Below are 13,661 nucleotides of genomic sequence, written 5' to 3' on the forward strand. Positions count from 1 at the left end.
CACATGGAGCGCCAGGCGACCTGCATCTACTCGCAGCTCAAACGCTGTTCTTCCTCCGAGGTCAGCGCGATGATCGAAGGCGTGCTGCGCCATTGCACCGACCAGGAGATCCAGCGTCATTATGTCGACAGTCATGGCCAGAGCGAGGTGGGGTTCGCCTTTTGCCACCTGCTCGGGTTCGAGCTGGCGCCGCGCCTGAAGGCGATCGCCCGCCAGAAGCTTTATGTGCCGGAAACCGCGATGCGCGAAACGCTCGGCAATCTCACGCCGATCCTGGCGCGTGAGATCAACTGGCCACTGATCGAGCGGCAGTATGACGAGATGATCAAATATACCGCGGCGCTCAAACACCGCACCGCCGACCCCGAGGCGATTCTGCGCCGCTTTGCCAGCGCGGCTGTCCAGCACCCGACCTATGCGGCGCTTGCCGAACTCGGCAAGGTCATCAAGACGATCTTCCTGTGCGGCTATATCGGTTCGGAGGATCTGCGCCGCGACATCCATGCCGGGCTCAACGTCGTCGAAAACTGGAACGGCGCGCACAGCTTCATCTTCTTCGGCAAGGGCGGTGAGATTGCCGCCAATCGCCTGGAGGATCAGGAACTGGCGGTGCTGGCGCTCCATCTGTTACAGAACTGCCTGGTCTACGTGAACACGCGGATGCTGCAGCGGGTTCTGACCGAGCCCGCCTGGATGAAGCGGATGACCGCCGAAGACCATCGCGGTCTGACGCCGGCCATCCACGCCCATATCAATCCTTATGGCCGTTTCGAGGCCAATCTGGATCGGCGCATCGACTTCGATCTGCCGCTGACAGCATAATTCGCAAAGGCCTCTGCGATGAAAAAAAGCATCTCCACCTCCCCGGCGTCCAAAGACCAGGAAGACACGGAACAGGCCCATATCGACCCCGGCCAAGCGAGCTTCCGAAGTGTTCCCCGACCGCCGTGCCATGGAAGGTTTCATGGCCGGGCTGTTCGGCCGCGTGGAGGCCGATACGAACGGCGCCGTCGATGATGCGCAGGAAATGATGTACGATGCGTGGGAAGCGAGCGGTGCCGCGCGTGTCGCTCTCGCCAGGGCCGCACTCGACATCTCTCCGCTATGCGCGGACGCCTATGTCCTGCTTGCGGAGGAAGACGCGCGATCCCAACCGGACGCACTAGCCCTTTACCGTCAAGGCGTGGAGGCAGGCGAGCGCGCGCTCGGCAATGAATTCGAGGAACTGTCTGGCCACTTCTGGGGGTTCCTGCAGACCAGACCCTATATGCGGGCGCGAGCAGGACTGGCGATGACATTATGGCGCACGGGCGAGCAGCAGGCGGCGATCGACCATTATCGCGCGATGCTGATCCTCAATCCCAATGACAATCAGGGCATCCGCTACCTGCTGGCAAGCGCCTTGCTCCAGCGCGACGATCTCGCTGGGCTGAAGGTGCTACTGCGCCAGTATGAAGGAGATGGAAGTGCCGCCTGGGCCTACACGCTGGCGCTGATAGCCTATCGCGAACAGGACCCGCGCGGTCCGGCGATTGTCCGGGAAGCCTGGGAGAGCAACTCGCATGTGCCTGCCATGTTGGCCGGCCTCAAACGCCTCGTTCCTTCTCGCGACGGCTACATCAGTATGGGCGGAGAGGATGAGGCGACCGCTTATGTCGAGGAAAACGGCGCCGCCTGGCGTGCCATCCCGGGCGCCATCGACTGGCTGGCCGAAAGAAGCACGGGGCTGAAGCCGCGACATCGCGGATGCCAGTCATGAGGAACGAACGCGCGCAAACGGTCGTTTGCGCAGCATCCAGACCGGTCCAGCAAAAACAACGCGCTATTCGTCGCACAAAGCTGTTGCCAAACGACATGCAAAAGCAACAGATAAATGCAGCATCACCCAAGCTGCTCGGCTATGCTCGCGTGTCCAAGGCCGAAGACCAGGATACCGCCCCGCAGATCGAAGCACTCGAAGCCGCGGGCTGCACCCGGTTCTACGAAGAACATGCCTCGGGCGGCCGCTGGGATCGACCGGAACTCCACCGACTGCTCGACCGTCTCGAGCCCGGTGATGTTCTCGCAGCCTGGAAACTTGACCGGCTGTCGCGGTCGCTGAAAGATCTGCTGCTTATCCTCGACCGCGTCGAAAAGGCCGGCGCCGGATTCCGCTCGCTGACCGAAAATATCGACAGCACAACGGCATCCGGTCGCATGATGATGCAAATGCTGGGCTCGTTCGCCGAGTTCGAGCGCGCCATGGTGCGCGAACGAACGCAGGCTGGCCTGCGCTCGGCGCGTGCCCAGGGGCGCAGTGGCGGCCGACAACCCAAGCTCTCGCCCCACCAACAGACCGAGGTCATCACCATGCTCACCGCTGGCAGATCGACAGCCGATATCGCCCGCCTCTTCCGCGTCCATCGCGCCACCATCAGTCGCATCGTCAACAACTTCGCCGTCAAAGACGCCGCGCGAACTCCATAACGTTCCGCGTCCGTTCTTCGCCTTGGCCGTTTTTCAATCTATGAGGTCACTGCGCCTTGTTGCGCCTTTTCCCGGTGCGCCGCAGTCCAGGTGTACCAGGCTCCGAGTACGATCACAGCATGAGCCGCCAGCGTTGTGAAGACGACCCATTCCGCCTCGCCGCTGCACAACAGGCTGTAGATGTCCCATGCCGCGCCGACCGCTTCGGTTAGCACGATCACCGGGACCAGCGCGATGTATTTCCACGGCTGCCGCGCGCCCCACAGGGCGACGATACCGATCGCGGCCAGCTGTATCCCGACGATCAGCCAGGCATCGAGCAGCAGATCGAACACCGGCTGGCCCTGGCCCAGATCGATTCCCGGATAGATCAGGGACAGGGCCCCTGCATAGACCGGCGGCCAGAGCAGGACCAGATTGCACAGGTACCAGATTCCGCTGGCGATGAAGAAGATGCGCAGGCTTTGCATGGTTCGATCTCCAAAGGCTGCGCCGGTCAGTCGGCGACCGCGAAAATGTCGGACGTTGCGCCGGCGATCCGTGCAACCTTGAACGGCGCATAGTCGGGGCAGGCCATGAACGCTTGGACATCCGCCATCGCAGGGAAGCGGATGATCACCGTATAGTGCGGCGCCGCGCCTTCGCCTTCGAAGCGTTCGAACTGGTTGGAGCGGCAGATCAGTTCGCCGCCGAACCGCGCAACCATCGGCGGAACATTGGCTTGGTAGTCCGCAACCCAGCCATCGTCGTGCGAGGTGACGGAAGCGATGAAATAGGCGGCCATGGTTGTTCCCTCCGTGTCGTTAGCGGTCTGGTCTGCGGCTTTCGGTTCGCCGCGTCAAAAGAATCGATTGCCGGGGCGCGGCAACCCGAAATGATCGCGCAGGGTCGTGCCTTGGTAGTCCTTGCGGAAAATGCCCCGGCGCTGCAATTCGGGCACGACCCGATCGACGAAATCGTCGAGCCCCTCCGGCAGATAGGGGAACATCACGACGAACCCGTCCGAACCGCGCTCCTCCAGCCATTGCTCCATCTCGTCGGCGATCGAAGCCGGAGTGCCGACGAAGGCGAGCCCGGCATAGCTGCCGGCTTTCGCGGCGAGCTGGCGGATGGTGAGGTTGTACTGTCGGGCTTGCGTGACCAGCATTTCACGAGAGGTCTTGCTGGCGTTGGTATCGGGTATTTCGGGGAGGGGGCCATCGGGGTCGAACCCCGAAACATCATGATCGAGCATGCCGCACAGCGAGTGAATCCCGCTTTCATAGTGAACCAGGCTGTCCAGGTGAGCGCGCTTGGCCTTGGCCTGCTCGACCGTGTCACCGACAACGACGAGCGCGGCGGGCAGGATCTTGAGATGATCGGGATTGCGTCCGATCGGGATCATCCGCCCTTTCACATCAGAATAAAAGCTCTTGGCGGCGGCAAGATTCGATCCAGCGGCAAAGACGACTTCGGCGGTTTCGGCGGCAAGCTGGCGTCCAGGGTCCGAGGCCCCCGCCTGGAAGATGACCGGCCAGCCCTGCGGGGGGCGGGCGATGTTGAGCGGCCCGAGGACCGAGAAATGCAGCCCTCTGTGATCGAGGACGTGCATCCGCGCGGGATTGAAATAGATGCCGCTTTCCGCATCGCAGACGAAGGCGTCTTCCGCGAAGCTGTCCCACAGGCCAGTCACGACGTCGTAGAATTCGCGGGCGCGCCCGTAGCGGCCGGAATGATCGGGCTGCACCTCGAACCCGAAATTCTTGGCGCTCTCGGGGTTGGACGTGGTGACGACGTTCCAGCCGGCCCGCCCGCCGCTGAGGTGATCGAGCGAGGCAAAGCGGCGCGCGACGTGAAAGGGTTCGTCGAAGGTGGTGGAGGCAGTGGCGACCAGCCCGATCCGTTCGGTGGCGCCAGCCAGCGCCGACAGCAGGGTGAAGGGTTCGAACGAGGTGACGGTGTGGCTGCGCCGCAGCGCCTCGACCGGCATGTTCAGGACCCCGAGATGATCAGCCATGAAAAAGGCGTCGAACTTGCCTGCTTCCAGCTTGCGCGCGAATTGCCGGATCGCGGCGAAGTTGAAATTCGCATCCGGGATTGCCCCGGGGTAGCGCCAGGCGCCGGTATGGATGCTGACCGGCCGCATGAACGCGCCGAGGTGAAGCTGACGTTGCAGGCTCATGCGTTTCGTTCCTTCAGGCTCGCGAAGACTGCCGGGGATCACCTTCCCTGCAGCTTTTCCAATATTTGGCGGGTCAGGACCGCTGTACTGCCGTTGCCGCCCAGATCGGGGGTCAGGACTGCTTGCGGATCGCGCAGGACCGCTTCGATCGCGGCCAGCACCATCGCTGCGGCTTCCGCTTCTCCCAGATGGTCGAGCATCATCGCCCCCGACCAGATCTGTCCGATCGGATTGGCAATGCCCTGGCCGGCAATGTCCGGAGCCGATCCGTGCACCGGTTCGAACATCGACGGATAGCGCCGCGACGGATTGAGATTGGCCGACGGCGCGACCGCTATCGTCCCGGTTACGCCGGGACCGAGATCGGACAGGATGTCGCCGAACAGATTGGATCCGACCACCACGTCGAACCGTTCGGGTGACATCACGAAGCGGGCGGCCAGAATGTCGATATGGTACTGGTCGGTGGCGATCCCGGGATATTCCGCGCCGATCGCCGCGAAACGCTCGTCCCAGAACGGCATCGAATGGTAGAGCCCGTTCGACTTGGTGGCCGAGGTGACATGCGGCCGGCCAAGCTTGCGCGCGAAATCGAAGGCGTAACGCAGGATCCGGTCGGTGCCGCGGCGGGTGAATACTGCCTGCTGGATGACGATTTCATCCTCGCCGGTGCCGGTGCGGCCGCCGATCTGGGAATATTCGCCTTCCGAATTTTCCCGCACCACCCAGAAGTCGATATCGCCGGTGCTCTTTTCGCGCAGCGGCGAGCGAATGCCGGGCAGCAACCGCACCGGCCGGAGATTGACATATTGATCGAATTCGCGCCGGATCGGCAGCAGCAGGCCCCACAGCGAGACGTGATCGGGCACCCCCGGGTAACCGACCGCGCCAAGGAAGATTGCGTCATGATCGGCAAGCCGGGTGAGCCCGTCATCGGGCATCATTTTCCCGGTGGCGAGATAGGTTTCGCAGCTCCAGTCGAAGTCGCGAAACTCGAGCGCAAAGCCACATCGCTGCGCTACCGCCGACAAGACCTGCACCCCGGCGGGCAGAACCTCGCGGCCGGTGCCGTCGCCGGGAATATTGGCTATGGTATAGCGGTTCAAAAGGGTTTCCCGTGCCGAAAGGTCAAAGGTAGGTGTTCAGGGTCTTGAGGATCCGGTAAGCCCCCAGGAATGTCGGTGCATCGACGCCGAGGCGTTCGGCGGCCTCGGCGAGCGGTCCCAGTATTTCGTCAACCTCCATGCGCCGTCCTGCCACCAGGTCATCGTGCATCGAGGTCCGGACCGGGCGATTCTCCGGCTTGAACCGGCCGACCATGGCCATCACCCCGGCGAGCGCGAAGCTTTCTCCGTTGATCTCGACGAGCCGTGAGACGGGCGCGAAGAAATTTTGCGGTTCGTACCCCAGCGCCTTGTAGATCGCCAGCAGGTCCTTGACGATCAGGATATACTGGGCCGCGCCTTCGCGTACCGCCACACCGTCGATGAAATCGAGCTCTTTGATGCCGCCCAGGGTGCTGGCGCTCCACGATGAAGCACTTCCGACCTGGACCAGTTTTTCCCAATGGACATGGGTGATGTCGGCAGTCGAGCGGGACCCCATCCCGGCTGAGTCCAGCGCCTCGGCCATGGTCCGGGTGCGATCGCTTTCTCCGCCTCCTAGTTCGCCGAAATAGGCGGTTACCGGGACGGCCATGTGGTTGAGCGCCCGGCCGGGTTCGAGCAGGGTTGCGCCGTCCATGATCGACCCGCCAATCACCTCGTCCTTGCCGAACGCGGCCTGCAGCCGGCCTTCCTTGCCAACCCCGTTCTGCAAGGTGAGGGCGCAGGCTGTCCGGTCAACCAGCACCGCCGCATCGGCCAGCGCCTGATCGGTGCCCTTCGCCTTGGTCAGCAGGATGTAATAGTCGATCGCGCCCTCGACCTCGGCCGGGGTCTCGACCGCGAACAGGTTGGCGCGCTGCACGAACTGCGCCCGCACCCCTTCGATTTGCAGACCACCCTGGCGGATGGCCTCGACATGGGGTTTGCGCGCAATCAGCGTTACCTTGTGTCCGCCGCGGGCCAGGAAGCCGCCGATAACGGAACCAAGTCCGCCTGCGCCGTGGATGCAGAAGTGCAGTTGCCTGGTCATTGCCGATGTCCCGCGTCCGATCAGGCGATGCCGAGCTCGATGAGCTTGGCCCTGATCTCTTCCTTCTTCTGCGGGGTCACGTCCGCGACCGGCGGCAGGATCGGGCCGGCCTTGAGGCCGATCGCCTCATACCACGCCTTGATGTTCGCCAGCGCCGAAGCATAGGTCGCGGTGCGCGCGATATCCCAGACAAACTGGTCATGGTAATATTCGCGGACGTCGTGCAGGCCTTCCCACTTGGTGCGGGCCTCTTCCCATTTGCCCTGGTGGGCGAGGTTGATGTAGTCGCGCGCGAGGTGGCGCTTCTTGCCATAGAGCATGAACGACAGTTCGCCCCAGCACACCGTCCCGCCCAGCCGGAGGTCTTCGAGGAAGAAATACTCAAACGGCTCCATGGTGTTGAAGCCTTCGGGCATCAGGCTGCGGATCTTGATCGTCTCGGCGCGATTGAGCGCACCCTGCTTGACCCCGATCACGGTCTCGAGATCGGCCAGGCGGCGCATCAGGTTCCAGCTCAGCACCGTGCCCGAAACCGGCGTGCGGTAGAGGCAGACCGCCATGTTGCTGCGATCGGTCAGATACTTGAACCAGGCGAAAATCTCGTCGTCGGTGCGAAGCTGGACGACGGGATTGATGACCTCGGCGCCGTTGAAACCCAGCTCCTCGACGAACTGCATCTTTTCGAGCGCGAGGTGGACCGACGGGTCGAGGATGATCGTCCAAAGATCGAGCCGCCCGGCGTTGGCCTCGGCGACGATCTCGTGATAGCGCATCCATTCGGACGGAGTGACGTTCCAGCATTCGGCAATGAAGCCGCCGACAACCAGGCCATCAAGGCCCATTTCGACATATTTGTCGATGTTGTAGCGGATCCCGTCGATGTCGAACTTGTGGTCCGCGGTCATCGGGGTGATCGGACACTGGTAAAACCCCCGGACTGTCTCGGTGGCCCATTTCTTGGCGTCCTTGCGATCATAGTCCATGGTTCTTCTCCTCCACCCTTTGACTTGTTAAGCTCTTGGCCGGGTTCCGCGCTAGGTAGCGGCCAGTGCCGATTGGGCAGCGGCGAGGCGCGCTATGGGAACTCGGAACGGGGAAGCGCTGACATAATCGAGGCCGACCCTGTCGCAGAACGCGATCGAGGCCGGATCGCCGCCGTGTTCGCCGCAGATCCCCAGCTTGATGTCGGGGCGGGCCTCGCGGCCCAGACGGGCGGCCATCGCAATCAGCTTGCCGACCCCTTCTACATCGATGCTGACGAATGGGTCGGTGGCAAAGATGCCCTTGTCTATGTAGCTGCCAAGAAACCGTCCGGCATCGTCCCGGCTGATGCCCAGCGTGGTCTGGGTAAGATCGTTGGTGCCGAACGAGAAGAACTCGCCAACCTTGGCGATCTCGTCCGCCACCAGCGCGGCGCGGGGCAATTCGATCATGGTCCCGACGGTGAATTCAACCGTCAATCCCTGCTCCGCGAAGACCGCTTCCGACACCCCGATCACAATCCGCTTGAGCATGTCGAGTTCGCGGGCCGTGCCGACGAGGGGGATCATGATTTCCGGCACGACCGGTTGGCCGGTCTCCCGGCTCACCGCGCAGGCCGCTTCGAAGATTGCGCGGGCCTGCATCTCGTAGATTTCCGGATAGACCACGCCCAGGCGGCAGCCGCGGTGGCCGAGCATCGGATTGGACTCGGCTAATTCCTCGGCCCGGCGTCTGAGCTGATCCACGCCGATGCCGACGGCGGCGGACAGCTCGGTGAATTCCGATTCGGAATGGGGAAGAAACTCATGGAGTGGGGGATCGAGCAGCCGCACCGTGACGGGAAGCCCCTGCATGATCTCGAAAATCCGGGCGAAATCGCTACGCTGTTCGGGCAACAACCGATCGAGCGCGACGAGCCGCTCAGCCACATTCGCGGCCAGGATCATCTGGCGCATGAAGTTGATGCGTTCGCCGTCGAAAAACATGTGTTCGGTGCGGCACAGACCGATGCCTTCCGCTCCGAACTGGCGGGCGACTTCGCAATCGGCCGGGGTTTCGGCATTGGTGCGCACATTCATGCGGCGATGCCGATCGGCCCAGGCCATCACCGTCGCAAATTCGCGGTCAAGCTCAGGCATCACGGTTGGCAGGGCGCCCTGGAAAATCTCGCCGGTGCTGCCATCGATAGTGATCAGGTCACCTTCGGCGATGTGCACGCCACCAATCTCCGCTGATCGCGCCTGGTAATCGATCGACAGGCTGGACGCCCCCGAGACGCAAGGGCGCCCCATGCCCCGCGCGACGACCGCCGCATGGCTGGTCATGCCGCCCTTGGCAGTCAGAATTCCGCGAGCGACATGCATGCCATGGATGTCGTCCGGCGAAGTTTCCTGCCGGACCAGGATGACGTTTTCCCCCAGTTCGGCGCGCACCGCAGCCGTATCGGCGTCGAACACGACCGCGCCCGATGCAGCCCCCGGCGAAGCCGGAAGCCCCGATCCCAGCAGGGTCCGTGGCGCGTCGGGATCGAGCGTGGGATGCAGAAGCTGATCGAGCGAGGCCGGATCGATCCGCCTGATCGCCGCTTCCTCGGCGATCAGGCCTTCCTCGACCATATCGACGGCGATCTTCAGCGCGGCTTTGGCCGTGCGCTTTCCGGAGCGGGTCTGCAGGATATAGAGCTTGCCGCGCTCGACCGTGAATTCGATGTCCTGCATGTCCTGATAGTGCAGCTCGAGCAGCTCGAACAGGCGGGCGAGCTCCGTGAAGACCGCGGGCAGCGCCTCTTCCATCGACGGCAGCTTGGCGCCGGCGGCCGTGCGGGCTGCGAGCGTCAGATATTGCGGCGTCCGGATCCCGGCGACCACATCCTCGCCCTGGGCGTTGACCAGCCATTCTCCGTAATAGGCCTTGTCCCCGGTTGCCGGATTGCGGGTGAAGGCGACGCCCGTCGCGCTGGTTTCGCCGAGATTGCCGAATACCATCGCCTGGACGTTGACCGCCGTTCCCCATTCGCCAGGGATGCCGTTGAGGCGGCGATAGACCTTGGCGCGATCGGATTCCCAGGATTCGAATACAGCAGCGATTGCGGAAGCAAGCTGCTCGTCGACGTCCTGCGGAAAGGGAGCGCCGCGTTCGGCCTCGACGATGCCGAAGAACTCGCCGATCAAGTCACGAAGATCGGTGGCGCTCAGGTCCACGTCCTGCGAGACGCCGCGATCTTCCTTGGCCTTTTCCAGCGCGTCCTCGAACCGCGCGTGATCGATCCCGAGCACAACGCTTGCGTACATCTGGACGAAGCGGCGATAGCTGTCCCAGGCAAACCGCTCGTCGCCAGACGAAGCAGCCAAGCCACGCACCGTTTGGTCGTTGAGGCCCAGGTTGAGGATCGTGTCCATCATGCCCGGCATCGAGACCCGGGCGCCGGAACGAACCGATACCAGCAAGGGATCGTGCCGATCGCCGAACCTCTTGCCCACCGTGCGCTCGATATGGGTCAGCGCCGACCTGACTTCGCCATCGAGGCGCGCGGACTGGCTGTGGCGATCGCGCAGGAAATGAAGGCATTCTTCGGTTGTGATGGTGAAGCCGGGTGGGACAGGCAACCCGATCCGCGCCATCTCGCCGAGATTGGCGCCTTTGCCGCCCACTACCGCCTTGTCGCGGGCGCGCGAGTCATCATGGGCAATGCCGGGGCCGAACGTGTAGACGGTTTTCATTTGCTGCTAGTTTCCCCGGGGAATGTGCCGCTCTTGCCAAACATGTCCCCGGGCATGCCGCGCCTTGCCGCCACACGGGCGGCAAGGCGGCTGGCGAACACGGTCCTTACATCCGGAGGATGGCCTTGATCGCGCTGCCAGTTTTTTCGGTGTCTTCGACAGCCTGGTTGATCTGATCGAAATCGTAGAACGAGCAGAGCTTCTCGAATGGGAACAGGCCGGCCTTCTGCATCGCGATCAGCTGCGGGATGAACACCTGCGGCGTGCTGGAGCCTTCCACTACCCCGCGCAGCTTGCGACCGAACAGGATGTTGTTCATATCAAGCGAAAATTCGGTGCCCAGCTTGGCGCCGCCCACGACTGCGGTTTCCCCCATGTTGTGGGTGCTTTCGACCGCTGAACGCAGCACCTGCGGGATCGCGGTCGTGTCCATCGCAAAATCGGTACCGCCGCCGGTCATCGCGACAATCGCTTCCTGGGCATTGGTGGTCGACGCGTCGATCACATCGGTTGCACCAAGTTCGCGCGCGACTTCGAGCCGAGCCGGGTTGCGATCGACCGCAATGATCTTGAGACAGCCCGATGACTTGGCGGCCATCACTGCGCTGAGACCGACCGAGCCGACGCCGAAGATCGCAATCGAGGCACCTGGAGCCGGCCGCAGCGAATTGAGGATTGCGCCCGCGCCTGTCTGGATACCGCAGCCCAGCGGGCCGAGCAATTCGATCTCGGCATCGTCAGCAACCTTGACGCAATTGTTCTCGCTCGCAATCGAATAGGTCGCGAATGAGGACTGACCGAAGAAGCAGGCGTTCACGTCCTCGCCGTTGCGGGTGATCGGGGTCGATCCGTCGAGCCGGCGGCCCATGAAATTGAGCGGGAAAAGGCTGGGGCAATAGGCCTGATGCCCCTTGAGGCAAGCCGGACAGGTGCCGCAATAGCTGAACGACAGAACCACCTTATCGCCCGGCTTGACAGTGGAAACCCCACGGCCGACCTTTTCGACGACGCCGGAACCTTCATGGCCGAGCACGGCCGGCAGCGGGGTCGGGTAATACTGGTCGCGGACGGTCAGGTCGGTGTGGCATATGCCCGCCGCCGCAACCTTGACGAGCACCTCACCATCGCGGGGGTCTTCGATCGATACGTTATCGAGGACGAATTCTCCGCCTTGGCGTTCAATGATCGCGGCGTAGGCTTCCATGCATATTCTCCCGGGTTTTTGGCAATCGCGCGTTATTAGCAAAAGAAATACAGGTTCTTGTCTTGCGTGACTCTCGCATCGAGGATGAGCTTACGCCGGAAGACCTTGAAGCCGTTACCATCCCGACGCAGCTTGTCCTCGCGCCCCAACGTATGCACCGTCACTTCCGTCTGGCGGCGGTTGCGGTACACAAGGATGTTCGACAGAACGTCCAATTCGCCGTTACCGGCCTCGAATGCTTCAACATTCGAAACGAAGTACCGTATCTTAGACGGCGGATCCTCCATCCATACCTGGCCTGAATAAAGCCGCTCGACGCGCTGCTTGAGCTCTCCGAAATCGTCGTTGTAGATTGCCGCATCGTCAGGCGTCGGGTCGGGGCGCCGGTCCCTGGTGAGCCGTTGTTCATAGATTGGCATCCAGTAATGGATGTCTTCGGCGACCATTCCCTGGAGCCATTCCCGGTACTGCCCGGTTTGAAACATTCTGACCTCAGCGCGATAGTGCGCTTCGATATCATAGTGAACGGCCGGCGTCACCGGAACTTGTTCAGACGACATATTCTCTCCTTATTCTATGATTTTCGAACCACCGCTTGGGGCGCTCATTCGGCCGCGTTAAGCTTCTCGTTCCAGAAATTGCGGTTCGGGAAAACCGAATCCCAAGTGTCGTCATTTGCTTTCACGCTAGCCCAATCGGGTGCATCGATCATTTCCTTCCAGAACCGGTAAAAGCCCCGGTAAGAGGTTTCGCCGATGAAGCTGATCCCGACGATGCCTGGATAGACTGGATGCGGCCCTTCGTAGCCGACCCCCATCGTGGAGTTCATTCTGCCATTGCGCGTGATCACGCCTCGGTTGATGTAGGTTGCCGAAGACATGTTTTCGCCATCGTCGCTTTCCAGCGTCCCGGCGGTGCCGAAGGTGCGGATCGCTTCGCGCTGGATCATGCTCTTGGTAGCTGGATCGGCATCGCGCGGAACTATGGTATAGGTCCACACCTCGATTTCATGCGGTCCGCGTGGATGCCAGATCTTGAAGGTGTTGGTCCCGTAGAGGAACGAGCAGTTTGGGAAGATCGAGCAGTTCCAGTGCCCCAGATAGAGCCGTTCGCGCTCCGGGCCGAACTTGCGGCGCACCTCACCCCTCGTGTCCTCGAGAAATTTGGTCCAGCCCTCCCGCTTGATGTGGAGTCCGGCCGCGGCATTGTCGATCACCCCGAAGCCGTGACCGTGCCGGGTCGTGAACTGCAGGCCGAGATCGTCGAAGGGAATGTCGGCGCGATTGCCCGCCAGGCCAGCCAACTCGCCGCCGATCTGGCTGAGCGCGGCGGCATGGGTCCAGCCGACGTGATAACCATCGCCGATGAAATTCTCGGCCGGTACCTTCCAGTTGCACTGGAGCAGGCTCTTCATCGGGGGGCCAAGCAATTCCATTCCGCCGCCGGCACCCTCCCAGATGGTATCGAGGTAATAGCGGAACTCACCCAGATAGTCCTCCAGGCTGGGCGCTTCGGGATCGTGGCAACCGAAAATGAAACCCTTGTAGGTTTCAACCCGAACGGACTTCGCCGCCAATTTCTGCTTGTCGAGGCTGTTATGATAGCAGCGCGACTCGAGCGGGACATCGACCAGCGATCCATCCTGGCCGAACACCCAGCCATGGTAATTGCAGACGAACGCCTTGGCATTTCCGCTGTCGGCGTGGCAGATCTGGTTGCCGCGATGGCTGCAGGAGTTGATGAAGGCGCGGAATGTCCCGTCGCTTTGGTGCGAGAGGATGACCTTGTCTTCGGCCATATAGGTGGTGATGAAATCGCCCGGCTTGGGCACAAGCGATTCGTGACCGAGCATCAGCCAAGCGCGTGAAAAAATCCTCTCTATTTCAAGAGCGTAAACATCTTCATCCCAAAACACCTGACGGGATTGGCTGGCATTCACGGTGTCTACGAGTGTGGCGTCGCTGCTCATGGCTCTCTCCGGTTTTCACGAACT

General features: G+C 62.2%; 13 protein-coding genes. 3 read left to right on the forward strand and 10 right to left on the reverse strand.

Features of this window, described 5'->3' with window-relative positions; translation table 11 throughout:
* From ACFFJC_RS12285 to ACFFJC_RS12295, 3 genes are all read left to right on the forward strand, one after another.
* The coding region (locus ACFFJC_RS12285; protein WP_379487796.1) for a Tn3 family transposase at positions 1 to 822 on the forward strand (822 nt) is incomplete at its 5' end.
* Between the two features lie 142 nt (positions 823 to 964).
* Positions 965 to 1,759, forward strand: a complete 795-nt coding sequence (locus tag ACFFJC_RS12290; protein WP_080727004.1) for a hypothetical protein — start codon at positions 965 to 967, stop codon at positions 1,757 to 1,759.
* Positions 1,756 to 2,466: a recombinase family protein gene (locus tag ACFFJC_RS12295; RefSeq protein ID WP_240700498.1), complete on the forward strand. Its 711-nt coding sequence runs from the start codon at positions 1,756 to 1,758 to the stop codon at positions 2,464 to 2,466. Before ACFFJC_RS12290 ends, ACFFJC_RS12295 begins: the two co-directional genes overlap by 4 nt.
* A gap of 38 nt (positions 2,467 to 2,504) precedes the next feature.
* Here ACFFJC_RS12295 and ACFFJC_RS12300 read toward each other — a convergent pair whose 3' ends face one another.
* The 10 genes from ACFFJC_RS12300 to ACFFJC_RS12345 all read right to left on the reverse strand — a co-directional run bounded on the left by ACFFJC_RS12300 (position 2,505) and on the right by ACFFJC_RS12345 (position 13,637).
* Complete coding sequence (locus ACFFJC_RS12300) at positions 2,505 to 2,936, reverse strand: BphX family protein (protein WP_025551201.1); 432 nt, start codon at positions 2,934 to 2,936, stop codon at positions 2,505 to 2,507.
* A gap of 26 nt (positions 2,937 to 2,962) precedes the next feature.
* Positions 2,963 to 3,250, reverse strand: coding sequence for a DUF1330 domain-containing protein (locus tag ACFFJC_RS12305; protein ID WP_013834075.1), 288 nt, complete (start codon positions 3,248 to 3,250; stop codon positions 2,963 to 2,965).
* Positions 3,251 to 3,304: 54 nt separating this feature from the next.
* Positions 3,305 to 4,669, reverse strand: a complete 1,365-nt coding sequence (locus ACFFJC_RS12310; protein ID WP_379487797.1) for an LLM class flavin-dependent oxidoreductase — start codon at positions 4,667 to 4,669, stop codon at positions 3,305 to 3,307.
* Entirely contained in the window at positions 4,666 to 5,733 is a 1,068-nt protein-coding gene (locus ACFFJC_RS12315; RefSeq protein WP_037508594.1) for a tartrate dehydrogenase, read from the reverse strand. The genes ACFFJC_RS12310 and ACFFJC_RS12315 overlap by 4 nt, the downstream gene beginning before the upstream one ends.
* A gap of 22 nt (positions 5,734 to 5,755) precedes the next feature.
* Complete coding sequence (locus ACFFJC_RS12320; RefSeq protein WP_037508591.1) at positions 5,756 to 6,763, reverse strand: ketopantoate reductase family protein; 1,008 nt, start codon at positions 6,761 to 6,763, stop codon at positions 5,756 to 5,758.
* 20 nt (positions 6,764 to 6,783) lie between these two features.
* On the reverse strand, positions 6,784 to 7,746 hold the full coding sequence (locus ACFFJC_RS12325; RefSeq protein WP_037508588.1) for a dihydrodipicolinate synthase family protein: 963 nt from the start codon (positions 7,744 to 7,746) through the stop codon (positions 6,784 to 6,786).
* A 51-nt stretch (positions 7,747 to 7,797) separates the two neighbouring features.
* Positions 7,798 to 10,464, reverse strand: a complete 2,667-nt coding sequence (gene ppdK, locus ACFFJC_RS12330; protein ID WP_037508587.1) for a pyruvate, phosphate dikinase — start codon at positions 10,462 to 10,464, stop codon at positions 7,798 to 7,800.
* 106 nt (positions 10,465 to 10,570) lie between these two features.
* Positions 10,571 to 11,668 (reverse strand): NAD(P)-dependent alcohol dehydrogenase, encoded by a 1,098-nt coding sequence (locus ACFFJC_RS12335; protein ID WP_037508586.1) that lies wholly within the window; start codon positions 11,666 to 11,668, stop codon positions 10,571 to 10,573.
* 35 nt (positions 11,669 to 11,703) lie between these two features.
* The gene (locus tag ACFFJC_RS12340; protein ID WP_283406669.1) at positions 11,704 to 12,228 is read right to left on the reverse strand and encodes an aromatic-ring-hydroxylating dioxygenase subunit beta; all 525 of its coding nucleotides are present in this window, start codon (positions 12,226 to 12,228) and stop codon (positions 11,704 to 11,706) included.
* Between the two features lie 44 nt (positions 12,229 to 12,272).
* On the reverse strand, positions 12,273 to 13,637 hold the full coding sequence (locus ACFFJC_RS12345) for an aromatic ring-hydroxylating oxygenase subunit alpha (RefSeq protein WP_037508582.1): 1,365 nt from the start codon (positions 13,635 to 13,637) through the stop codon (positions 12,273 to 12,275).
* Positions 13,638 to 13,661 lie beyond the last annotated feature (24 nt).

The sequence above is a fragment of the Novosphingobium soli genome (assembly GCF_042432915.1).
Classification (GTDB): domain Bacteria; phylum Pseudomonadota; class Alphaproteobacteria; order Sphingomonadales; family Sphingomonadaceae; genus Novosphingobium; species Novosphingobium soli.

Coding starts and splice junctions, on each gene's coding strand:
- ACFFJC_RS12290 (WP_080727004.1), top strand. CDS start 965: ATGGCCGGGCTGTTCGGCCGCGTGGAGGCCGATACGAACGGCGCCGTC.
- ACFFJC_RS12295 (WP_240700498.1), top strand. CDS start 1,756: ATGAGGAACGAACGCGCGCAAACGGTCGTTTGCGCAGCATCCAGACCG.
- ACFFJC_RS12300 (WP_025551201.1), bottom strand. CDS start 2,936: ATGCAAAGCCTGCGCATCTTCTTCATCGCCAGCGGAATCTGGTACCTG.
- ACFFJC_RS12305 (WP_013834075.1), bottom strand. CDS start 3,250: ATGGCCGCCTATTTCATCGCTTCCGTCACCTCGCACGACGATGGCTGG.
- ACFFJC_RS12320 (WP_037508591.1), bottom strand. CDS start 6,763: ATGACCAGGCAACTGCACTTCTGCATCCACGGCGCAGGCGGACTTGGT.
- ACFFJC_RS12325 (WP_037508588.1), bottom strand. CDS start 7,746: ATGGACTATGATCGCAAGGACGCCAAGAAATGGGCCACCGAGACAGTC.
- ppdK (WP_037508587.1), bottom strand. CDS start 10,464: ATGAAAACCGTCTACACGTTCGGCCCCGGCATTGCCCATGATGACTCG.
- ACFFJC_RS12335 (WP_037508586.1), bottom strand. CDS start 11,668: ATGGAAGCCTACGCCGCGATCATTGAACGCCAAGGCGGAGAATTCGTC.
- ACFFJC_RS12340 (WP_283406669.1), bottom strand. CDS start 12,228: ATGTCGTCTGAACAAGTTCCGGTGACGCCGGCCGTTCACTATGATATC.
- ACFFJC_RS12345 (WP_037508582.1), bottom strand. CDS start 13,637: ATGAGCAGCGACGCCACACTCGTAGACACCGTGAATGCCAGCCAATCC.